The sequence below is a fragment of the Amycolatopsis sp. genome (assembly GCF_025464955.1).
GTDB lineage: Bacteria > Actinomycetota > Actinomycetes > Mycobacteriales > Pseudonocardiaceae > Amycolatopsis.
This window is the reverse complement of sequence record NZ_JAODNM010000159.1, coordinates 19,288-41,321: the sequence shown is the minus strand read 5'-3', so window position 1 is coordinate 41,321 and position 22,034 is coordinate 19,288. Positions and strand designations below refer to the sequence as shown.

The window sequence follows — 22,034 nt, the reverse complement described above, 5'->3', positions numbered from 1 at the left end:
GTAGGTGATGAAGCCCGACGCGTCCCGGACGCCGACGTCGCCGGTGCGGTACCAGCGGTCCTCCGCGGCAAGGCGGGATCCCTGGTCTTTGTAGCCGGTCATCAAGCCGAGCGGGCGCGGCGAAAGCGAGAGCGCGATCTCGCCCTCGTCCCCCGGCTCACCGGTTGAGGGGTCGAGAAGCTCCACCCGGTACCCGGGCAGCGGGCGGCCCATGGACCCGGGCCTGACCGGCTGCCCCGGTGGGTTGCCCACCTGGGCGGTGGTCTCGGTCTGGCCGTAGCCATCGCGCACCACGATGCCCCAGGCCTGCTCCACCCGCTCGATGACCTCGGGGTTCAGCGGCTCCCCGGCGCTCGCCGCCTCCCGGAGGCCCACCCGCCAGCCGCCCAGGTCCTCCTGGATCAGCATCCGCCACACGGTGGGCGCGGCACAGAGCGTCGTCGCCCCGCCCTCGACGACCGCGTCCAGCACCCCCGGGGCACGGAAGCGGCCGAAGTTGTAGACGAGGATGGTGGCCTCGGCGTTCCAGGGCGCGAACAGCGAGCTCCAGGCGTGTTTGGCCCATCCCGGTGAGGCCACGTTCATGTGGACGTCCCCCGGCTGTAGGCCGAGCCAGTACATCGTCGACAGATGGCCGACCGGGTAGGAGGCATGCGTGTGCTCGACGAGCTTGGGCCGTGCCGTCGTCCCCGAGGTGAAGTAGAGCAGCAGCGGGTCGGACGCCGCGGTCTCTCCCGACGGCGAGAAGGCGGCCGCCCCGCCCGCCGCATCGTCGTAGGGCTCCCACCCCGCCGCCGGTGCCCCGACCGCGATCCGCGTGTAGTCGCCCGGCACCTCGGCGAACTTGCCGCAGTCCTCGGAGCGGACGACGACGTGGCGGGCGGCGCCCCGGTCCACGCGGTCGCGCAGGTCGGCGGGCGCCAGCAGCGGGGTGGCCGGGACGAGGACCGCGCCGAGCTTGATCGCGGCGAGGATCGTCTCCCAGAGTTCGACCTGGTTGCCGAGCATGACGATGACGCGGTCGAAGCGCCGAATCCCCAGGTCGCGGAGCCAGTTGGCGACCCGGTTGGAGCGCGCCGCCAGCTCGGCGAACGAGAGCCGGGTCTCCCGGCCGTCCTCCTCGATCACCCGGAGGGCGGGGCGGTCGTTGCCGGCGGCCACCGTGTCGAACCAGTCGAGGGCCCAGTTGAAGTGCCCCAGCTCGGGCCAGCGGAACTTCCGGTAGGCGGCCTCGTAGTCGGTCCGCAGCTCCAGCAGGAGGTCGCGGGCCCGGAGGAAGGCGTCGTGCGGCGAGCTCGTCACCCTAAGCCCGCGGCCAGGTCCGCGAGGAGGGCCTCGACCGCCTCGATGCCCACCGGCAGGCGGATGAGGTTCTCGGACACCCCGAACGGAGAGCCAGCGATAGTGGCATGGGTCATCGCGGCGGGGAGCTCGATCAGCGACTCGATCCCGCGGAGCGATTTGCCGAGGAAGAACAGGCTCGTGCCCTTGACCCCGCCGAGGTCCCGGCGCACGTGGATGGCCCTGGTCTCGAACCTCACGCCCGAGTCTCCATGACTGCTCACCATACTCAATCGGGTACCGGGCGTTCTCGCGGGCGGAAGGAGGGCCATGCCGCACGACTGGGACGCTTCCACCGGAACCGTAGGCCCACCGAGATAGCCCAGGCTGTCCGTTGAGCGATTACCCTCTGAGCCCAGACCCCCGTTCGCAGAGACAATTGCAGTTGGCCCGTGCTCGGACCCCCAAGGCCATTGACCCGCCCAGACCGCTCGGCACCGCTTTACAGCTGATGGACGCCCAGCCTCGCCGCCTACTCTCCGGGCCGGTGGTGATCACGGACCACGCCACGTAGGCACAAGGCCAGATTCGGAGTCGCTACCCAGAGGAGGAACGCGGCGGCAGTGATTCGCACCAGGCCCCCGTTCCCGACAGCGACCGCTGCACTGGCGAGGAACCCCATCGCCCATGCCACAATCTCCAGAGCCAAATGACGCCCACTGAGCCCAATCTCGGGACGCCTCCAGATCCGACGCACTTTCACGGGCAACTCACACGGAGCCGGGGCTCAATCAGACGCAGTCGCAATGATCTCTCCAGCTTTCCCGATGGACTCCACGCGCTCCGCTACCTCCGGCGGACCCACTCATGACGGAGCGCCCCCTGGTCTTCGTGGAATCTATCGGTCCCTCAACCGTTGCGCTTGAGATTCTTGCGATCCATCTCGAAGCCTCTGAACCGGCCTCTGGCGTGGCGTTCCCTGATCCCCGGCCGGCCTTGACAGCGGAGCACCTCGGCGAGTCGTTGCAATGACCGCCTGAAGCCAAGGATCCTTGAACCAGCCATTCCCATCGCACCTGAGCTGGGGACATCGCAGGGGAAGCAGGAGAAAGGAGAAACACGGATGTCGCGTTGGCGGGGGCTTGGGTTGGGACGAGGCAAGAAGGTCGGCGCGTTCTTGGGTGTCGCCGGGTTCGCCGCCCTCCTCGCAGGAACCGTGGCCTATGCCACCATTCCTGAGTCGAATGGCGTTATTCGTGGCTGCTACCTGAACAAGGCCGGTGGAGCCCTTCCACCAATCATCGGGGCGAGCCAGGGCACCTTGCGGGTCGTCGACCCGTCCAAGGGGCAGGCTTGCGACTCCAACGAGACCGCCCTGTCCTGGAACCAGGTCGGACAGCGTGGTCCGGCAGGTCCGCAGGGTCCGGCCGGGCCCGGAGTCTCCGTGTTCCGGAGGAGCGGCAAGTTCGTGGCCGCCCCTGCTGCCAGCCGCGTCCTCGTGGAGTCCTGGGGCGGCGGGGGCGGCGGGGGGGGTCGGCTTTGGAAACAACGCCGGCGGCGGGGGCGGGGGCCAGGGTGGATATGTTCGAGCGCTTGTACCGGTCATGCCCGCCTCTGTCTATAGCGTGACGGTCGGGGCGGGAGGCGCCGGCGGTACGGAGGCGTCCCCGGATGCCGTGAACGGAAAGGCCGGGGAGACCAGTGTGTTCGCGTCTTCCGACGGCAAACCTCTCGTCACCGCGACTGGCGGGAGCGGCGGTGGCACGGCTGCTGGTCTTGGTGTCTGCAAGAACCCGACAGGGGGGGCTGGAGGATCAGGTACCGTCAACTCCTCCCTCCAAGTGATGGGCACGACGTTGCAGGCCGGTGCGCCCGGAGGGGTTGGTGAGCCGTGGCCGTTCTGCATCCCGAATCCTGGCTCCGGCGCCGGTGGCGCCGGGGGTGGTCCCGTTGGATTCGCAGGTGCGGGCGGGGCAGGTGGAGAGGCTGCCCAGCCATCGGCTCCCGGGTTGATGGGCGTACCGGGCATGATCGCGATCACACCGCTCGACTAAATCCCGGCCGGGAGCAGTCGATCACAGGGTGCGCGCGGCATGCACGCCCGAGTTGACTGGCGCCGTCGGCATGTCAATCGACCGGTTGCTTGCTGCTGCTTTTCCGCTACTTTGATCTGGCGAGACCTGGCGATGAGTTTGGGGCTTTCACCCCGTCTCCAGAATGGATGTTCCTCAGCACGACGAGTCCCAGTCCGAGGAGGCCGATGACAGCACACTCCCCTCTCGCCATCGAGGCCACCGGCCTCGTCAAGTCGTTCGGTGCGACCCGGGCCGTGGAGGGCGTGGACCTGGCGGTGCGCGCCGGCTCCGTCTACGGCGTGCTCGGGCCCAACGGCGCCGGCAAGACGACGACCATTCGCATGCTGGCGACCTTGATCCGCCCCGACGCCGGCAGCGCTCGGGTCCTCGGACACGACATCGTGGAGGAGGCCGACGCCGTTCGCGCAGCTGTGAGTCTCACCGGCCAGCTCGCGTCGGTTGACGAGGATCTCACCGGTCGCGAGAACCTGATCATGCTGGGGCGCCTCCTTGGACTGAGGCGTCCCGCGGCCAGGGACCGAGCCGCCGAGCTACTCGATGCCTTCGGGCTCACCGAGGGCTCGGGCCGGCTCGTCAAGCATTACTCGGGCGGGATGCGGCGCAGGCTCGACATCGCGGCCAGCATCGTCGTCACGCCGGAGCTGATGTTCCTCGACGAGCCGACGACCGGCCTCGACCCGCGCTCTCGTAACCAGGTCTGGGGCATTGTCCGGGCGCTTGTGGCGGAGGGCACCACGATCCTGCTCTGCACGCAGTACCTGGAGGAGGCCGACCAGCTCGCCGACCGGATCACCGTGTTCGACCACGGCCTGGTGGTCGCGGACGGCCGGTCCGACGAGCTGAAGCGGCGAGTCGGGGGGCAGACACTGCAGGTGCGGCCGAGTTCGCTCGGCGACCTCGACACCGTCGACCGCATCCTCGGCGAGTTGACCGGTTTCAAGCCGGCCCGCAACAACGACACCGGCCTGCTGACCGTACCGGCGTCCGACCCGATCCTGCTGTCCACTTTGGTCAGGAAACTGGACGACGCCGGGATCGTCGCCGACGAACTGGCCCTGCGCCTGCCCAGCCTCGACGAGGTCTTCCTCGCGCTGACCGGCAAGCACGAAACCGAGCCCCAGCCCGAAAGGAGCCTGGCATGACCACCATGACACTCGACGCACCCGCGTCACCGCGCTACATCACTCCGGCGAAAGCCTTGCAGCACGGGCTTTCCCTGGCTTGGCGAAGCATCATCAAAATCCGGAAGAACCCGGAGCAGCTCGCCGACGTCACCCTGATGCCGATCATCTTCCTGGTCATGTTCGTCTACATCTTCGGCGGCGCGATCTCCGGGAACACCGGTGAGTACCTGCAGGTCGTCGTGCCGGGGGTGATGGCGATGAACATCCTGCAGGCCAGTATGACCATCGGGGTGGCGCTGAACACCGACGTCAACAAGGGCGTGTTCGACCGGTTCCGAAGCATGCCGATCGCCCGGTCGGCACCGCTGGTCGGCGCCGTCATCGCCGACCTGGTGCGCTACGCCGTGTGCATGGTCGTCCTGATGGTCGTGGCGACGCTCATGGGCTACCGGATCCAGACCGACGCCATGTCGCTGGTGGTCACCATCGCCCTGCTGCTCGCGTTCGGGATGTGCTTCTGCTGGATCGCGGTGTTCGTCGGCATGCTGGTCAAGACACCGGGAGCGGTACAGGGCTTGATGTTCGTGGTCGTCATGCCGCTCACCTTCGGCAGCAGCGTGTTCGTCCCGTCGAGCACGATGCCCGGCTGGCTGCGGGCCTGGTCCGACATCAACCCGGTCAGCCTGATGGCCGGAACCGCACGCGGCCTGATGAACGGTGGCGCGGTGGCCGGCCCGCTGTTCGGGACACTGGCCTGGATGGCCGGTATCGTCGCGGTGTTCTTCCCACTCGCGATGCGGGCCTACCGGAGGCGTGTCTGAACTCGTGAAGCACCAGGCCGGTTCTCACCGGCCGGCACACTCACGAGCGTGGTACCTGAGGAAACACTATCCAAGGCCGGCGTCGCGCAGCAACCACCGCGCGGCGTCCTCTTTGGACAGGGCCGAGCCCCGCTCGAACAGCTCGCCGTAGCGCTGGTCACCCAACTCCGTGGTGAGTTCGGCGACCAGCGCACGCAGGTTCGGGTTTCCGTGATCGAACGCGCCACGCATGACCTGGCTGACCCCGAGCAGGGTCGCCGCGGCTTCGGAATCCTCCTGCAGATGGCGAAGCCGGCCGAGCAATTCTGCCAGCTCTGCCAGATCCGGCAGGTCCCGTCGGTCCGAAATGGACTGTACGGCTCTGGCGAACTGGGACGCGGCGTCGTCGAGCCTGCCCTCCGCCATGGCCAGCCTCCCCTCGTATCGCGCGACCCACTCGCTTGCCATCTCCGCCGAAAACGGAAGGCCGTGGATGGACACCCGCATCCGGCCGATCAGTTCACGGACGACGTCGAGCTCATCGGACATCAGGGCGAGTTCGACCTTGCCGAAGATGATCATGTTTCGCAGCTGCGGGTTCCTGCTTCGCAGGGCGACAGCGTCAGCCTCCACCAGCTCCCGGGCCGCCCCGGCCAGATCGCCGGCACGGGACCGCTCCATGGCCAATCGGCACCGCTGCTGGATCATGTCGTCCTCGGAACCGAGTTCGGCGGCCAGCGCCAACCCCCGCTGGTAGACGCGGATCGCCTCCTCGCCTTGGCCCGCATGGGAAAGCTCGTCCGCGTACATGGCCAGGGTCATCGCCATGCCCCACCGGTCACCGACGGCTTCGAACCCGGCCAGCGCGTCCTTGCGGGCCTGCTCGGCTCCGGCCCGATCGCCCGCGTCGCTGAGCAGGAAACCCTCGACCCAATGCGCCGCGGCCCGCGACCAGGCGTCGGTACCGGCAAGTGCCCGCCGCACCTCGCGCGCCGCCAGTTCCACATCCCGGGAGAAGAACGCCAACATCGGCACGGCGATGGTGAGACCCGGAAATTCGTCGAAGGCCCCCGTCCGGACACACTGTTCGATCAGTGCGGCCGTATCGGTTGTCGTCAGGCTCGGCACCATGGTGAAGTCCATCGCCTTGATGACAGCGAACCCGGCGGCCGCGGCGGGTGGCACCTGGTCGCCGAACGCGACGACGGCCGCGACGAACTCGTTGACCTGAGCGTGGTTGCCGCGGATCAGCCAGTACCACAACAACGAGCCGGTCAGCCGGTACGCCGTTTCGACATCCGACGAGTCGATGGCGCGGCGCAGGACGTCCACGAGGTTGTCGTACTCGGTGTCGAACCAGCTGATCACCGACATTTGCCCGCCGGTGCGAAGCAGCGGTTCGTTGGGCTCCACGAGGTCGACGTAGTAGCGCGCGAGGACGGCTTGAACCGCCGCCCGCTCGCCTGCCTCGCCGAGCCGCTCGTCGGCATAAACGCGGATCGTCTCCAGCATCCGGTACCGGGGCTCGCCGTGTTCGTCGGTCACCGCGTCCACAATGGACTTCTCGACGAGCGAACCGAGCACGTAAAGCACGTCTTCGACGGGGACCCGCTGATCCGCGCAGACCGCCTCGACCGCGGGAACCTTGGCACCGGCGGGAAAGACGGACAAGCGGCGAGCCAGCACTCGCTCCGGTTCGTCGAGCAGGTCCCAGCTCCACTCGACGACGGCACGCAGCGTGCGCTGGCGCGGCAACGCGGACCGGCTGCCGGACGTGAGCAGGCGGAAACGGTCGTCGAGCCGGTGGGCGATCTGGCCGACGGTCATCGAGCGCAGCCGCGCGGCGGCCAGTTCCAGCGCGAGCGGCATCCCGTCCAGCCGACGGCAGATCTCCGTCACGGGCACCAGGCTGGCTTCGTCGAGCAGAAAACCCGGCCGGACCGCCTTGGCACGGTCCATGAACAACCGCACCGCGCCCAGCCCGACGGCTTCCGCGACCGACATCTGGTCTCGGGGCACCTCCAGCGGGCCGAGCGGGCACAACGTCTCGCCGTCGATCGCCAGCGGTTCCCGGCTTGTGGCCAGGACACGCAGCCGCGGAACGCGGGTGATCAACTCGTGGACCAGCGAAGCGGCCGCGCCGACCAGATGTTCACAGTTGTCCAGTACCAGCACCGGTTCGCCCGCGGCGAACACCTCGACCAGCCTGTCCAACGCGTCGGCAGCCGTCCACCGCGCCGCGTTCGCATCGACAAGCCGGAGGTCCCGCAGGCCGAGCGCGGTCGAGACGGCAGTGACGAGGTCACTCGAATCCCGGACGCCGGCGAGGCCCACGAACCAAACGCGGCCGCGGTCGGCTACGGGCAGTCGCGCCGCGGTTTCGGTGGCCAGGCGGGTCTTTCCAGCACCGCCGGGCCCAACCAGTGTCACCAGGCGTGAGCCTTCGAGCAGTTCACCGAGCAGTTTGAGCTCATCCTCACGACCGACGAAGCTGGTCAGCCGTACCGGCAGGTGGTCCACCACGACCGGCTGCGGCACGGGTCTGGGCAGGTCGCCGCGCAGAACGCCGAGATGCGTCTCCTGGAGTTCGGCCGACGGATCGAGACCGAGTTCGTCGGACAGCGTCTCGCGAAGGCTGCCGTAGACCGCGAGCGCGTCCGACTGCCGCCCGGCCGCGGACAATGCCCGCATCCGCAGCCCCGCCAGCCGTTCCCTGAGCGGCGACCGCAAGCCGGCGGAGTCGAGGTCGGCGAGGACGTCACCGTGCCGGCCAAGGCTCAGTTCGGCCTCGAACCGGTCTTCCGACGCCCGTAGCCGCAGCTCAGCCAACCGCGCGGCCGGCACCTGTACGAACGGCGCGTCGAACACGTCCGCGAAGGCGTCTCCGTTCCACAACGCGAGCGCTTCGCGGAGGGTCTTGGACGCCTCGGCGTACTGGCCGGCCGCCAACTCGCCGCGACCACGCGCGGCCAGCACCTCGAAGCGGTGGACGTCGACCTGATCGACGTCGAGTCCGAGCCGGTATCCGGTCGCCGTGGTTTCGAGGGTCGCGCCCGCTTCGCGGAGAACCTTCCGCAGCCGCGACACCAGCGACTGCAACGCGTTGCTCGCGTCGGCAGGCGGCTGCGCGCCCCACAGGCCGTCGACGAGGGCGTCGCTGGACACCGCGCGGCCGGCGTCGAGCGCCAGCCTGGCCAGGAGCATGCGCAAGCGGGCACCGCCGATGTCGACCGGCGTGCCGTCGTCGTCCAGCAGCCGGACCGGACCGAGCACTGATACCCGCACCTGTCCAGCCTTCCAGACCGAGCGCACCGCCGAACGCGCAATGCGTCCGACCGGGCAGACTGAAGTGGGGACTTTAAGGACAAATCACCCATTACGCGCACAAGTGCCCAGCTCGCGCGTTACGTTGAGCCGCCTTCTGCAGCCGAGACTCACCCTGGGAGCAACCATGACAACCCGCCATCACCGGCGCCGCCTGACAACGGTCTTCGTGGCCGTTCTCGCCTGCGCCGGCCTCGGCACCGGTGTGGCCGGAGCCGACGCCGGGTTCAACCGCGGTACGCCTGGCGCCGACGGAGCCGGCGACAGCTACTACCCCCAGGACGGCAACGGCGGCTACGACGTCGCCGACTACAACCTGGCGATCAACTACACCCCGGCCACGAAGCAGCTGATCGGGACGCAGCGGATCTCCGCCCGCGCCACCCAGTCGCTGAGCTCGTTCGACCTCGACTTCAGCGGCCTGACCGTCGACTCGATCGACGTCGACGGCCGGCATGCCGCGTTCACCCGCACCGGCGACCACGAACTGGTGATCACCCCGTCCCGCGTGCTGCGCCGAGGCGAGGTCTTCAACGCCAGGATCCAGTACCACGGCGTGCCCGAACCGATCAGCGATCCGCTGCTGGGCGACAACGGGTGGCAGTACTCGGCGTCCGGTGGGGCGTTCGCCGCCGGCGAGCCGAAGTCGGCGTCGACCTGGTACCCGGTCAACGACACCCCGCTGGACAAGGCGACCTTCCACCTCGCGGTCACCGTGCCGGACGAGTGGGGCGTGATCGCGAACGGCCGCGAGCGCGGCACCACGAAGACCGCCAACGGCACCACCCACTTCTGGGCGGAGGACACCCCCGCGGTGCCGTACATGACCACGGTCGCGATCGAGAAGTGGCAGTTCGAGCGTTCGCGGCTGGCCAACGGCACGCCCGTCGTCAGCGCGTACGCACCGGGAACGCCGGACGCCACGAAGACCGCCGAGGCGAAGTTGCCGGAGATCCTGGACTTCCTGTCGTCGAAGTTCGGGCCGTACCCCGTCGACGCGGCCGGCGGGATCTTCCTGGCCGAGCCGATCGGCTTCTCGCTCGAGACGCTCAGCCGCCCGATCTACTCCGGCCGGGCCGGCAACGTCGGCACGATCGTGCACGAGAACGCCCACCAGTGGTACGGCGACACCGTGGCCGTCGACAAATGGAAAGACGTCTGCCTGAACGAATGCTTCGCGTCGTACGCGCAGTGGCTGTGGTCGGAAGCCAAGGACGGCAAGGACCTCAACGCGCGGTACCTCTCGCAGGTCGCCACGGCCTCGGACAACTTCTGGTCGGGCAAGCTCTACGACATGGGCCCGGGCAACGAGTTCACGGCCGTCTACGCCAAGGGCCCGCTGGCCCTGCACGCACTGCGCAACACCATCGGCGAGAAGGCGTTCGACTTCGTGCTGAAGACGTGGCCGGCCCTGCACCGCAACGGGAACGCGAGCCTGCCCGAGTTCCAGGCGTACGCGGAGAAGATCTCCCACCAGAACCTCAAGGGATTCTTCGACGCGTGGTTCTACGGCAACACCAAGCCCGCCCCCGCCTACCTCTACCCCGGCACCCTCAAGCCCACGGCGTAAGCGGGGAGGCGGGTCACGTCACGGACCCCTCCGGGTCACCCTCGTGGCGTTCAACGCCACTGGGGTGGCCCCGAGGGAACGCCGAGCGGCACCTGGTGGAGGCCGAAAGCGACGGCGCTCTCGGGCTGGTTCTGGGTGGTCGGCGCGATGCCGAGTTGGTGTGCCAGCAACGTCGCCAGCAGCGGCATCCGGCTCGGGCCGCCGACGAGGTAGATGCCGCCGAGGCGGGCCGGCGCCAGACCTGCCCGCTGGATCGTCGCGGCGAACAGCTCGGCGCTGCGTAGGAAACCGGGACGCACCAAGGCTTCCAGCTCGGCCCTGGTCACCGGGACGTCCGGGAACGGCTCGGGCATCGGGACGTCCGTGCGCAGGTGTCGGGACAGGCTTTCCTTGGCATCACGGACGTCCTGCAGCAGGGCCCGGCGCACTCGCCGGTCCGACACCGTCTTAGGGCGGAGGATGCTTTGCCACCGCGCGGGGTCCGAATGCGACACCTCGCGGCCGATGTACATCATCAGCGCGCGGTCGATGTCGAGGCTGCCGAGGTCCGGCAGGCCCGCTTCGGCGAGCACGGTGAGTCCACGCTCGCCGAAGCCGACCACGGCGCAGTCGAAAGTGCCGGCCCCGAGGTCGTAGACCGCGATCGGGGCCATCGAGCGAACGGCACCGGAAGAGTAGTGCGCCGCGGCCGCGACGGGCTCGGGGACGAGCACCGGCGCCACACCGAGCCCAGCCCTGACCGACGCATCCCTGAGGACGGCCTGACGCTCACCGCCCCAGTTGGCCGGATGGGAGATCCGGAGCTGCCCGGCCGGACGGCCCAGCCGACGCTCGGCCTCTTCGCCGACCCGCCGCAGCACCGCCGCGAACAGTTCGACCACCGGCACGTCGCCTTCGCCCAGCCGCAGCGAACCCTCGTCGATCCGGCGCTTGGGGTTCGGCTCGAACCGGCTCGGATCCAGCCTCGCGCGGCGCTCGGCGTCCCGCCCGACGACGATCGTGCCGTCCTTGTCGGCATACACGGCCGACGACATCGTCGCCGAACCGTCCACCTCGAGCACGCTGGCTTCCTGCCCGTGTGCCGCGATTGTCGCCACCGTGGTCGAAGTACCGAGATCGACGGCCAGGACGTCCAAGATGTTCCCCCTCAGGAATTTTGGCCATCGTCTCACACGGTCAAACAGGCCCTAAACGCCACGAAGGCGACTCCCGGATGGGAGCCGCCTTCGTGTTCGTACCTAGTGCTTAGTCGCCTTCGACCTCGCCCGAGTCATCGCTGCCGCTGGCGGCACCGATGCTCACCGGCGGGGCGTCGGGGATCTCGGTCGGCCTGACTTCACCGCGGAAGGTGAAGTGCGCCTGGTCGTCCTTGTCCTCGACCTCGCCGCTCCAGCCTTCGACGTCCACCAGGATGATCTGGCCCGGCGCAACCTCGCCGAACAGGATCTTCTCGGACAGCTGGTCCTCGATCTCGCGCTGGATCGTGCGACGCAGCGGACGGGCACCGAGCACCGGGTCGAAGCCGCGCTTGGCCAGCAGCGCCTTCGCCTTGTCGGTGAGCTCGATCTCCATGTCCTTGGCCTTGAGCTGCTTCTCCACCCGCTGGATCATCAGGTCGACCATCTGGATGATCTGGTCCTTGGTCAGCTGGTGGAAGACGATCACATCGTCGATCCGGTTCAGGAACTCCGGCCGGAAATGCTTCTTCATCTCCTCGTTGACCTTTTGCTTCATCTTCTCGTACTTCGCGACACCTTCGTTGCCGCTCGAGAAGCCGAGGCTCACGGACTTCGAGATGTCCGAAGTGCCCAGGTTCGAGGTGAAGATCAGGACGGTGTTCTTGAAGTCCACCGTGCGGCCTTGGCCGTCGGTGAGCCGACCGTCCTCCAGCACCTGCAGGAGCGTGTTGTAGATCTCCTGGTGCGCCTTCTCGATCTCGTCGAACAGGACCACCGAGAACGGCTTGCGACGCACCTTCTCCGTCAGCTGGCCGCCCTCTTCGTAGCCGACGTAGCCCGGAGGGGCACCGAAGAGCCGCGAAGCGGTGTACCGGTCGTGGAACTCACCCATATCGATCTGGATGAGCGCGTCGTCCTCGCCGAACAGGAAGCCGGCCAGCGCCTTCGACAGCTCGGTCTTACCGACACCCGAGGGGCCGGCGAAGATGAACGAGCCCGACGGACGCTTCGGGTCCTTCAGACCGGCACGGGTCCGGCGGATCGCCTGGGAGACGGCCTTGACGGCGTCTTCCTGGCCGATGATCCGCTTGTGCAGCTCGTCCTCCATGCGGAGCAGACGCGTGGTCTCCTCCTCGGTGAGCTTGAACACCGGGATGCCGGTCCAGTTGGCGAGGACCTCGGCGATCTGCTCCTCGTCGACCTCGGCGACGACGTCGAGGTCGCCGTCCTTCCACTGCTTCTCCCGCTCGCCCTTCTGGCCGAGGAGGGTCTTCTCCTCGTCACGAAGGCGGGCCGCACGCTCGAAGTCCTGAGCGTCTATGGCGGACTCTTTGTCCCGGCGGACGTTGGCGATCTTCTCGTCGAACTCGCGGAGGTCCGGCGGAGCGGTCATCCGGCGGATGCGCATCCGGGCGCCCGCCTCGTCGATCAGGTCGATCGCCTTGTCCGGCAGGAACCGGTCGTTGATGTACCGGTCGGCCAGGGTGGCCGCGGCGACCAGCGCGGAGTCGGTGATCGACACGCGGTGGTGCGCCTCGTAGCGGTCGCGCAGACCCTTGAGGATCTCGATCGTGTGCTCGAGCGACGGCTCGCCGACCTGGATCGGCTGGAAGCGGCGCTCCAGCGCGGCGTCCTTCTCGATGTACTTGCGGTACTCCTCGAGCGTGGTCGCACCGATCGTCTGCAGCTCACCGCGGGCGAGCATCGGCTTCAGGATCGAGGCCGCGTCGATCGCGCCTTCGGCCGCACCCGCGCCGACGAGCGTGTGCAGCTCGTCGATGAACAGGATGATGTCGCCACGGGTCTTGATCTCCTTGAGCACCTTCTTGAGGCGCTCTTCGAAGTCACCGCGGTACCGCGAACCGGCGACCAGGGAACCCAGGTCGAGGGTGTAGAGCTGCTTGTCCTTGAGCGTCTCGGGCACCTCGCCCTTGACGATGTTCTGGGCAAGGCCCTCGACGACGGCCGTCTTGCCGACGCCGGGCTCGCCGATCAGGACCGGGTTGTTCTTCGTGCGGCGCGAGAGCACCTGCATGACCCGCTCGATCTCCTTGCCGCGCCCGATGACCGGGTCGAGCTTGCCCTCGCGGGCGGAGACGGTCAGGTTGCGGCCGAACTGGTCGAGCACCAGCGAAGAGGACGGCGTGCCCTCACCGCGCCCGCTGCCGGACTCCTGGGGCTCCTTGCCCTGGTAGCCCGAGAGCAGCTGCAGCACCTGCTGACGCACCCGGTTCAGGTCCGCGCCGAGCTTGACGAGCACCTGTGCGGCGACGCCTTCACCCTCACGGATCAGCCCGAGCAGGATGTGCTCGGTACCGATGTAGTTGTGGCCGAGCTGCAGCGCTTCGCGCAGGGACAGCTCCAGCACCTTCTTGGCCCGCGGCGTGAACGGGATGTGCCCGCTCGGCGCCTGCTGGCCCTGGCCGATGATCTCTTCCACCTGCTGGCGTACGCCCTCGAGCGCGATGCCCAGTGATTCCAGCGCCTTGGCGGCGACACCCTCACCCTCGTGGATCAGACCCAGGAGGATGTGCTCGGTGCCAATGTAATTGTGGTTGAGCATCCTGGCCTCTTCTTGGGCCAGGACGACCACCCGCCTCGCGCGGTCGGTGAACCTTTCGAACATTTGCACTCCCTCGACTGCTGCGCCGGCGGTCCGATTCCGTCGTGCTTTCACCGCGATGGATTCAGCACCGTAGGACCACTGTAGTAGCCAACCGGCAGCACCGGCGTACCACTACGCCTGATTGCGGTCCGATCGCGGCCTGGTCGTTCTCCTCGTCCAGTACACGTCCATCATCCGGTTGCGCTGCATGTTTACGTCAAGAAGAACGTGGCGAGGAGCATCCGGATTCCGCCCGGCCGGCCTTGTCCGCTCACCGCGAACACTCGGGAAAACCCGGGAATCATCCCTTCGGCCACCCGATTGGCGGAATGCCGCACCTTCTGTAAGGTAAGGCAGGCCTAAGCACAACACGGACGTGCAGACGGACGCGCGGTCGCGCAGGTCACGAAGTGAGGAGGGCCGCCGTGAACCACCAGCGGTCCTTCCGTGACGCCCGTGACGTGGGCGACGGCCTCGCCGCGTCGCTCGGCCGGGTCGAGGGACTCCAGTCGCGCGGCGAACTCCGGTTCGACATGCCGGGCGGTGAGGGCTGGCAGCGGTGCTCTGACCTGCTGGAAGACCCCGCCCGCTTCGACACGTGGCGCAAGACGCTCGGCGGCTGGCTGCACGAGCGCCACGGAGACTCCCCGGCCCGCACCACCGCCGGATACGTCATGTCCTGGTACCTCCACGTCCCCGCGTACGTCGGAGCCCTGCTGCTGCACCACGAGCGGCGCGTGCCCTCGCTGCGGCCCGGTGAGCTGGCGTTCCGCCTCGGCGAAGACCGTCCGCACCCGGTCGCGATGGCCGTTTTGGGTGAAGCGTTCTACTGCCTTCCGACCGACCCAGGCTCGGCACTGCCCGAAGCCACCGTCGTCCCCGACGAACACGCCCTCGCCGCCGTCCTGCGCGCCCGCTACATCGCGCACGCCGCCGAGTTCGTCCGCGCGTACGCCCCGACCAGCCGGCTCGGCAAGCGGATGCTGTGGGCGGGCGCCACCGACGCGCTCGACAACTGCCTCTGGTGGGCAGGCAAGCAGGGCGGTACGGCGGAGACCGAAGGCGCCGGAGTCGCCGACGCGGCGCTCGTCCTCGGGACCCGCTACGCCCCCCTGACGTCGGCGTCGACCCTGCGCGTCGTCACCGACGCCGCCGGACACCGCGAGTGGACCAGGCGCCGCGAGAGCTGCTGCTTCTCGTATCTCCTGCCGTCCGAAGACCTCTGCGACGGCTGCCCCCGCACCTGCCCCAAGCCCTAGCGCACCCAGGCGGGGTCTCGGCCCGACAACGAAAGGGTGCGGTCGAACAGGGATGCCGAGACCGGGAGCGGCACCTCAGGCCCGAAGATGCCCATGCCCCTCGCCTGCTCGGCGATGCCCGCGACGCCGTCGTGGGTGGCGGACACGACGTCGCCGGGCACGGTGAGGTCGCGGCCGGTCGCCCGGGCCAGGTCCCAGCCGTGCAGCACGAACTCCATCAGGATCATCGCGCCGACCGTCGCCGCCGGGAGCCCGGCCATCGTCGACGTGCCCTGCCACGCCTCAGGCGCGCTGTAGGCGTCGACGAAGGCGTCCGCCTGCCGCACGAGTATCGACGCCCAATCGCTGTGCACCAAGTCGGCCTCGGCCTCTCCGGCCGGGGTCACGGCCGGCACGTCCTGCTTCCTCGCGGCGGCCTCGAGCGCGGGCCCCCAGTAGAGAAGGTGGTTCACCAGGCCTCGGACGTCGTACTCGGAACACGGGGTCCGGGCAGTCAGCTCGTCCGGCTCGAGCGTGCGGACAAGAACGGTGAACTCACGTGCGGCGGAGGTCAGCGCCGGGTACAGGGTCGAGTACAGGTCAGCCATGCGTTCATTACGACACGAAACGGGCGGGCTGTATTGCACAAAACCGTCACTTCCACACCCCATAATCTGCACCTATGGGCCGAATACCCCGGGGCGTGGTGAACCAGCGACTGGCCGAGACGAAGTTCTCCCTCTCGCGCCACGCGCCGGCGCCCGCACTTCGGCAGTTCGTCGACTACTACTGGATATTGCGCTGGGACCTGCGCGGACAGCCACCCCCACGAACAACGGGTACTGCCCAACCTCGCGGTGACGGTGAGCCTGTTCCGAAAAGCGGCCGGCGTATTCGGACCGGCCCATGTCCCGTTCCGCTATGTCGTCGAAGATCAAGACCAAGGTCTCGGCGTGCGGTTCCGGCCCGGTTGTTTCCGGCCATTCCTGCGGCGGCCGGTGTCCACCATCGTGGATCGACACATCGGACTGGATGAGATCTTCGGCACATCGGGGGCCGGACTCGTCGATTCTGTTCACGCCGCCCGCGACGAAGAAATGGTGGCGATAGCCGACGAGTTGCTGTGTGCGAATGTGCCGGTCGCCGGTGCGGCCACTCGGCGGGCGGCCGACGCGATGGAGATCATCGCGGCCGATCCCGCAATTATCCGGGTGGACCAGTTGAGTGCGCGGACCGGTGCGACCCCTCGCTCATTGCAACGACTGTTCGCCGAGCACGTGGGGACCGGTCCCAAGTGGGCGATTCGCGTCTATCGGATCAACGAGGCCGCGCAGCGGATCGCCTCGGCGGCCGAGCTCGATTACGCGCGATTGGCCGCCGAACTGGGCTATACGGACCAGTCCCACTTCACTCGTGATTTCACCGCGATCGCCGGAATCTCACCGGCCGGATACCACAGGCTGGGCGCTGAGGAACGGTGAACACCGGTGCCGACATGAATCTGTAACCTGCAGCTGTGCGCCGCCCATGAAAGAAGCCGCCGGGCGAATACCCGACGGCTTCCTGCAACTTGCGTTCTGTGTCCGGAAGTCAGTTCTTCTTGTGGTAGGCCTCGACGACCTCGGACGGGATGCGTCCGCGGTCGGAGACGGCGAAGCCGTTCTTCCTGGCCCAGGCGCGAATGGCCTGGTTCTGCTCGCGGTCGACGGTCGCCGGACGGGCGGCGGCCTTGGCGGTGGGCCGCACGGCGGCACGCTTGCGGCCACCGGCGCGGCGGGCGTGCTCGACGTACTGGGCGAGCGCGTCACGCAATTCTTCGGCGTTGTCGGTGGACAGATCGATCTGGTAGCTCACGCCGTCCAAACCGAACTCGACGGTCTCCTCGGCTTCGGTGCCATCGAGATCGTCGACGAGTGAGACGAGCACCTTCTGTGCCATCAGTTTCCTCCTGCTTGGGGCTTGCTCGAATGATCTGGGTACGGGGCATGCCCCGGGACAGAAGCCATTGCCTAAGACATTAATACCCCCTGTCCCACCATAACGCAAATCTCGATTGGGGTTACTTCGAGCGAACCTATAGGGGCCGGACCGGCATCGGCATGCTGCCGATAGCCCATTCCGGCATCTCCGGTTCGGCGACATTCCGTACTCGAGCGCACGCGGAAAATCTCCATCGGCCGAGCATCGGTTCCTATCACCTTCACCGCGGTCCCACTTCCGCGCCAATCGAAGCCGGCCCGATACTGCCTGGTCAGCGGGTATGTTTCGCATGGAAAATCACGAACAAATGACAACGGCGGCCGACCGGGGACCCACCGACCGACCCACCACCACCCGCTACGGGAAAGGTCCGGGGACCACCGGCCGGAGTAGCACGCGACGTTTCCAATGATCGTGATCGTTCGGAGATACCGACGGCGGACTCGCCCGAAAGACCGCCAATGGGCACCCCTACACACCACTACCGGGTAAGGGCCGATACGCTCAGCGATACATGCGGGGGCAGTTGGGGCGGCGGGGACCGGGGCTGATCAGGGTCCTCGAGCCGGGTATAGGGGGATTTCGGGCATACCCACCAAGGCGTTGCCGGACGGAAATTCACCGTATTACGGTGGGCCTGGTGAACGAACCCACGATGGAATCCGAACAGGAACTGCGGGCCAGGCGGGCGGGCTCATTCGGCGCGCAAGCGGCCGCCTACGCCGAGCACCGCCCCGATTACCCGGTAGCGGCATTGCGATGGGCACTCGACGCCGTCACGCCGGCACCGAAGATCGTGCTGGATCTGGCGGCCGGCACGGGCAAGCTCACCGCCGGACTCGTCGAGCTGGGGCTCGACGTCACCGCGGTGGAACCGGACACCGGAATGCTCGCGGAACTGTCGCGGCTGCTCCCCTCGGTCACCGCGCTCGAAGGCCAGGCCGAACGGATTCCGCTGCCGGACGCCTCCGTGGATGCCGTTTTCGTCGGCCAGGCGTTCCACTGGTTCGACGTGGACGAGGCACTCGCGGAAATAGCCCGAGTACTCCGGCCGGGTGGCGTCCTGCTCGCGCTGTGGAACCGCGACGACGAGTCGGTGCCGTGGGTCGCCGGGTTCAAATCGCTGACCCAGACCGCCGCCAGCGCGAGCTGGACGCGCCACGAGTCCGGGATGCCGGAGAGCCCCGCCTTCGGCCCGTTCGAGGAGTCGACCTTTCCCCACGCGCACCGGCGGACCGCGGAAACCTTGGTCGAAACCGTCTCCACGCAGTCGCACATGCTGGTGGCGGACCCCGCGGACGCGGCGGAAACCCGGCGTCAGATGGCGGAGTACCTCGCCGCACAGCCGGAAACCTCGGCGGGCGAGTTCGACCTCCCGCTCCAGACGATGTCCCTCCGCGCCACCCGCCGCTGACTGGGGGCGACTCTAGGGGTGGCTCCAAAGACCCCTCGGGGCCACCCTTGTGGCGTTCAACGCCAGTGCGGCGGCCGCCATCAGATGGCCCCGAGGGAACACCAGCCAGCTAACGCGAGCGGCGTTCGAAAACCAGCCGGAGGCCGAGCAGGGTGAGGTCCGGGACGTGCTCGCTGATGGTCTCGGACTCGCCGATCACGAGCGGGGCGAGCCCGCCGGTCCCGATGACCGTGACCGGCTCGCCGTTCGGGGCGAGCTCGGCGACGATCCGCTTGACCAGGCCGTCGACCTGGCCGGCGAAGCCGTACAGGATGCCCGACTGCAGGCATTCCACGGTGTTCTTGCCGATCACCGACCGCGGCGGCACGAGTTCCACCTTGCGGAGCGCGGCGGCCCTGGCGGCCAGCGCGTCCACAGAGATCTCGATACCCGGCGCGAAGGCCCCGCCGAGGAACTCGCCCTTGGCCGAAACCACGTCGACGTTGGTCGATGTGCCGAAATCGACGACCACACACGCGGTCTTGTACAGGTGGAACGCGGCGAGGGTGTTCGCCAGCCTGTCCGCGCCGACCTCTTTGGGGTTGTCGACGAGCAGCGGGACGCCGGTGCGAACCCCTGGCTCGACAACGACCTTCGGCACCCCCGCGTAGTACCGCCCGAGCATCGTCCGCAGCTCACGCAACACCGCGGGCACGGTCGACAGCGCGCTGATTCCCGTGACCTCGTCGGCGTGCGCACCGAGCAAGCCCCGGATGGTCAACGCGAGCTCGTCGGCCGTCATGCGCGCGTCGGTGCGCATGCGCCAGTCACCGATCAGTTCGGCCGTCTCGTCCTGACCGGTGTACAACCCGAGCACGATATTGGTATTGCCGACGTCGATGGCTAGGAGAAGGCCGGCGGGCACGCAGTGACCTCCGTGGTGGGTGGTGGCGGGAGACGGGTGGGCCAAGTCAGCCCTCTGCGTGCAGCAGTGCGTCGAGCCGGGCCGCGTCGACGGTCTCGGCGACCGGGAAGGTGGCCGTGTCGTCGTCGCGCGGGATGATGACCGTCCCGCTGAGCAGACCCGACCCCTCGGGGGCGTAGCCGGCGTCGGTGCCGTTCTCCTTGACGTGGTTCGACGCGTCGACGAAAACGATGCGCGGCTGGTATGCCGCCGCCTCGGCTTCGTCCATTTGGCCGTACGAAATCAGGATGACGAGGTCGCCCGGGTGCACCAGATGGGCCGCGGCCCCGTTGATGCCGAGCACCCCGCTGCCGCGTTCACCGGCGATTACATACGTCTCGAGTCTCGCGCCGTTGGTGATGTCCACTATGGACACCTGCTCCCCCGCGAGCAGGTCGGCGGCCTCCATCAGGTCCTCGTCGACGGTCACCGAACCCACATAGTGCAGGTCCGCCTGGGTCACTGTGGCCCGATGGATCTTCGATTTCAACATCGTGCGGTACATGATGGACTCTCCCTTATTCCCCTGCGTCCAAGTCTTCCGGCACCGCGCCGTGCTCGACGGCGGCACCGAGCAGCACTGGCACGTTGTCGATCAGCCGGGTGCTCCCCACCCGGGCGGCGATCAGCAACCTCGCCTCCCCATCGACGGGCGCCGGCCCGAGATCGGTTCCCCTCAACTCCAGATAATCCACCGCGACTCCGGGTTTCGCGGCGAGCGTGCGCCTCGCGGCATCGAGCACCGCTTCGGCCCCCTCCCGGCCGAAGTAGGCGCCCGCGGTCAGCGCGGCCGAAAGCACGACCGCGTCCTCCCGCTGTTCCGCCGACAGATAGACGTTGCGCGAGGACAACGCGAGTCCGTCCCGTTCACGCACCGTCGGCACCCCGACGATATGGGTGTCGATATCGAGGTCCTTCACCATCCGCTTGATCAGGACCAGTTGCTGGTAGTCCTTCTCCCCGAAGAAAGCGTAGTCCGGGCGGACGATGTTGAGCAGTTTGGCCACCACGGTCAGCATTCCGGCGAAATGACCTGGCCGGACCGCGCCTTCGAGCTCATCACCGAGCGGACCCGGGTGCAGCGTCACCGCGGCGCCCTCGGCGTAGAGGTCCCCGACCTTCGGCGTGAAGGCCAATTCCACGCCTGCCTCGGAAAGAGCGTTCAGATCGTCTTCCAGCGGCCGGGGATAGGCCTCGAAGTCTTCGCCTTTGCCGAACTGCAAAGGGTTCACGAAGATCGACGCGGCAACGACGACGTTCGGGATCCGCTTCGCCCGGCGCAGCAACTCCAGATGCCCGGCGTGCAGCGCGCCCATCGTGGGCACCAGCGAAATCTTCCGCCCGACGGCCCGTAGCGCACCGGTCACGCGGTGCATGTCGTCGGGCGGCTGAAAGGTGTTCAGCGTGCCACGCGTGAATTTCGGGGTGGTCATCAGGGTTCTTTTCCTTTGGCGGGCTCGTCGAGAAGCTCGGTGAGTTCTTCGGCGGCGTCGGTGCTGAGCAGCCCGGCGCCGGACGCCCGGGTGACCGTGCGTTTGGCCAATGCGACGTAACCGGGCACGACCCCGGGAGCGCGTTCGGCGAGCACCTCGAGGTGCTTGCGAACGGTACCGAGATCGCCACGGGCGACCGGGCCGGTGAGGGCGCGATCGCCGTGTCGCAGGACATTATCCAATGCTGCCGACAGCAACGGCGCGATGAGTCGCTCCGCATTGCCGATTCCGGCGTCACGCAGCAACTCCGCGCAGTCGGCGACCAGGGTCATCAGGTGGTTCGCGCCGTGGGTGAGGGCCGCGTGGTAGAGCGCCCTGGCCTCTTCCGGGACGCGCACCGGCTCGGTGCCCATCTCCATCGCGAGGGCCTCGCCGACGTTCCACGCGGCTTCGTCGTCCCCCTCGGCGGTGACCCCGACGCTGCAGGACTCCAGCCGCTCCAGGTCCTCCGGCCGACCCGTGAAGGTCATCACCGGGTGCAGCGCGAGCGGCAGCGCGCCGACGTCGATCGCGGGCCGGAGCACTTCGATTCCGTGTGCCCCGGAGGTGTGCACGACGATCTGGCCAGGACGCAGCGAATCCATCGCGACCAGCCCGCGCACGATGCCGGGCAACGCGTCATCGGGCAGCGCGAGCAGCACCAGATCGGCCCCGCGCGCGACCTGGTCGGGCGGCAGCAGAGGCACCCCCGGCAGCAACTGGTCGGCACGCCGGACCGACGCCGCGGACAGCCCGGACGCCGCTGTCACCGAATGACCGGCCCTGGCCAGGGCCGCACCCAGCACACTGCCCACCCGGCCGGCCGAAACCACCCCCACCGCGAGGCGGGCGGGCCGCGTCATCGCGGGCCTCGGGGAACGCTCATGGCAAAAGACTCCCTTACTCGTTCCAGTCCCGCTTACTCGGCACGGGTACCGGACGACGGCGCGACAGTAGCTCTCATGCCGGGTGCAAGGCGCGCTCCCGTGATGAGCTTCACCCGTAGTGA

The 22,034-nt window shown here is 68.1% G+C and carries 17 protein-coding genes and 1 pseudogene; 7 read left to right on the top strand and 11 right to left on the bottom strand.

Annotated elements, in window-relative coordinates:
- Positions 1–1,302, bottom strand: a 1,302-nt coding sequence (locus tag JWQ81_RS40745; RefSeq protein WP_297550456.1) for an AMP-binding protein, incomplete at its 3' end; no start/stop codon positions are given.
- The gene (locus tag JWQ81_RS40740; RefSeq protein ID WP_297550454.1) at positions 1,299–1,541 is read right to left on the bottom strand and encodes a PLP-dependent transferase; all 243 of its coding nucleotides are present in this window, start codon (positions 1,539–1,541) and stop codon (positions 1,299–1,301) included. The genes JWQ81_RS40745 and JWQ81_RS40740, both read right to left, overlap by 4 nt.
- A 1,020-nt stretch (positions 1,542–2,561) precedes the next feature.
- On the opposite strand from JWQ81_RS40740, the gene JWQ81_RS45195 reads away from it, so the two are divergent.
- The 3 genes from JWQ81_RS45195 (at position 2,562) to JWQ81_RS40730 (ending at position 5,322) form a co-directional block, all read left to right on the top strand.
- Entirely contained in the window at positions 2,562–3,335 is a 774-nt protein-coding gene (locus tag JWQ81_RS45195; RefSeq protein ID WP_366942380.1) for a glycine-rich domain-containing protein, read from the top strand.
- A gap of 206 nt (positions 3,336–3,541) precedes the next feature.
- Positions 3,542–4,519: an ATP-binding cassette domain-containing protein gene (locus JWQ81_RS40735; protein ID WP_297550452.1), complete on the top strand. Its 978-nt coding sequence runs from the start codon at positions 3,542–3,544 to the stop codon at positions 4,517–4,519.
- Positions 4,516–5,322 carry an ABC transporter permease gene (locus JWQ81_RS40730; RefSeq protein WP_297550450.1) on the top strand — a complete coding sequence of 269 codons (807 nt, stop codon included), beginning with the start codon at positions 4,516–4,518 and terminating at the stop codon, positions 5,320–5,322. The genes JWQ81_RS40735 and JWQ81_RS40730 overlap by 4 nt, the downstream gene beginning before the upstream one ends.
- A 66-nt stretch (positions 5,323–5,388) precedes the next feature.
- Here JWQ81_RS40730 and JWQ81_RS40725 read toward each other — a convergent pair whose 3' ends face one another.
- Positions 5,389–8,586: a BTAD domain-containing putative transcriptional regulator gene (locus JWQ81_RS40725; RefSeq protein WP_297550448.1), complete on the bottom strand. Its 3,198-nt coding sequence runs from the start codon at positions 8,584–8,586 to the stop codon at positions 5,389–5,391.
- A gap of 166 nt (positions 8,587–8,752) precedes the next feature.
- Here JWQ81_RS40725 and JWQ81_RS40720 point away from each other — a divergent pair, with 166 nt between their 5' ends.
- Positions 8,753–10,195, top strand: a complete 1,443-nt coding sequence (locus tag JWQ81_RS40720; RefSeq protein ID WP_297550446.1) for a M1 family metallopeptidase — start codon at positions 8,753–8,755, stop codon at positions 10,193–10,195.
- 86 nt (positions 10,196–10,281) lie between these two features.
- Here the strand turns inward: JWQ81_RS40720 and JWQ81_RS40715 are convergent.
- Positions 10,282–11,331: pseudogene (locus tag JWQ81_RS40715) on the bottom strand (Hsp70 family protein); the annotation flags it as partial.
- A 109-nt stretch (positions 11,332–11,440) separates the two neighbouring features.
- Positions 11,441–13,999: an ATP-dependent Clp protease ATP-binding subunit gene (locus tag JWQ81_RS40710; RefSeq protein ID WP_297550444.1), complete on the bottom strand. Its 2,559-nt coding sequence runs from the start codon at positions 13,997–13,999 to the stop codon at positions 11,441–11,443.
- A gap of 404 nt (positions 14,000–14,403) precedes the next feature.
- On the opposite strand from JWQ81_RS40710, the gene JWQ81_RS40705 reads away from it, so the two are divergent.
- Entirely contained in the window at positions 14,404–15,237 is an 834-nt protein-coding gene (locus JWQ81_RS40705; protein ID WP_297550442.1) for a (2Fe-2S)-binding protein, read from the top strand.
- On the opposite strand, the gene JWQ81_RS40700 is transcribed toward JWQ81_RS40705, so the two are convergent.
- The gene (locus JWQ81_RS40700; RefSeq protein WP_297550440.1) at positions 15,234–15,824 is read right to left on the bottom strand and encodes a TIGR03086 family metal-binding protein; all 591 of its coding nucleotides are present in this window, start codon (positions 15,822–15,824) and stop codon (positions 15,234–15,236) included. The genes JWQ81_RS40705 and JWQ81_RS40700 overlap by 4 nt on opposite strands.
- Before the next feature lie 255 nt (positions 15,825–16,079).
- On the opposite strand from JWQ81_RS40700, the gene JWQ81_RS40695 reads away from it, so the two are divergent.
- Positions 16,080–16,697, top strand: a complete 618-nt coding sequence (locus tag JWQ81_RS40695) for a helix-turn-helix domain-containing protein (protein ID WP_366942379.1) — start codon at positions 16,080–16,082, stop codon at positions 16,695–16,697.
- Between the two features lie 109 nt (positions 16,698–16,806).
- On the opposite strand, the gene JWQ81_RS40690 is transcribed toward JWQ81_RS40695, so the two are convergent.
- Entirely contained in the window at positions 16,807–17,154 is a 348-nt protein-coding gene (locus JWQ81_RS40690; protein ID WP_297550437.1) for an Lsr2 family protein, read from the bottom strand.
- A gap of 682 nt (positions 17,155–17,836) precedes the next feature.
- Between JWQ81_RS40690 and JWQ81_RS40685 the strand changes: the two genes are divergently transcribed.
- Entirely contained in the window at positions 17,837–18,610 is a 774-nt protein-coding gene (locus JWQ81_RS40685; RefSeq protein WP_297550436.1) for a class I SAM-dependent methyltransferase, read from the top strand.
- A 109-nt stretch (positions 18,611–18,719) separates the two neighbouring features.
- Here the strand turns inward: JWQ81_RS40685 and JWQ81_RS40680 are convergent, their stop codons facing one another.
- Genes JWQ81_RS40680 through JWQ81_RS40665 form a run of 4 tightly spaced genes read right to left on the bottom strand, consistent with a single transcriptional unit; the run spans position 18,720 to position 21,888 of the window.
- Entirely contained in the window at positions 18,720–19,514 is a 795-nt protein-coding gene (locus JWQ81_RS40680) for a type III pantothenate kinase (RefSeq protein ID WP_297550434.1), read from the bottom strand.
- 46 nt (positions 19,515–19,560) lie between these two features.
- Positions 19,561–20,058 carry an aspartate 1-decarboxylase gene (gene panD / locus JWQ81_RS40675; protein WP_297550431.1) on the bottom strand — a complete coding sequence of 166 codons (498 nt, stop codon included), beginning with the start codon at positions 20,056–20,058 and terminating at the stop codon, positions 19,561–19,563.
- Between the two features lie 13 nt (positions 20,059–20,071).
- Positions 20,072–20,986, bottom strand: coding sequence for a pantoate--beta-alanine ligase (gene panC, locus JWQ81_RS40670; RefSeq protein ID WP_297550429.1), 915 nt, complete (start codon positions 20,984–20,986; stop codon positions 20,072–20,074).
- On the bottom strand, positions 20,986–21,888 hold the full coding sequence (locus JWQ81_RS40665) for a DUF2520 domain-containing protein (protein WP_297550428.1): 903 nt from the start codon (positions 21,886–21,888) through the stop codon (positions 20,986–20,988). The genes panC and JWQ81_RS40665 overlap by 1 nt, the downstream gene beginning before the upstream one ends.
- Between the last annotated feature and the right edge of the window lie 146 nt (positions 21,889–22,034).

Excerpts from the sequence above, each read along its gene's own strand:
- JWQ81_RS40735 (WP_297550452.1), top strand. The coding sequence starts at position 3,542 with ATGACAGCACACTCCCCTCTCGCCATCGAGGCCACCGGCCTCGTCAAG.
- JWQ81_RS40730 (WP_297550450.1), top strand. The coding sequence starts at position 4,516 with ATGACCACCATGACACTCGACGCACCCGCGTCACCGCGCTACATCACT.
- JWQ81_RS40720 (WP_297550446.1), top strand. The coding sequence starts at position 8,753 with ATGACAACCCGCCATCACCGGCGCCGCCTGACAACGGTCTTCGTGGCC.
- JWQ81_RS40710 (WP_297550444.1), bottom strand. The coding sequence starts at position 13,999 with ATGTTCGAAAGGTTCACCGACCGCGCGAGGCGGGTGGTCGTCCTGGCC.
- JWQ81_RS40700 (WP_297550440.1), bottom strand. The coding sequence starts at position 15,824 with ATGGCTGACCTGTACTCGACCCTGTACCCGGCGCTGACCTCCGCCGCA.
- JWQ81_RS40690 (WP_297550437.1), bottom strand. The coding sequence starts at position 17,154 with ATGGCACAGAAGGTGCTCGTCTCACTCGTCGACGATCTCGATGGCACC.
- panD (WP_297550431.1), bottom strand. The coding sequence starts at position 20,058 with ATGTACCGCACGATGTTGAAATCGAAGATCCATCGGGCCACAGTGACC.
- panC (WP_297550429.1), bottom strand. The coding sequence starts at position 20,986 with ATGACCACCCCGAAATTCACGCGTGGCACGCTGAACACCTTTCAGCCG.
- JWQ81_RS40665 (WP_297550428.1), bottom strand. The coding sequence starts at position 21,888 with ATGACGCGGCCCGCCCGCCTCGCGGTGGGGGTGGTTTCGGCCGGCCGG.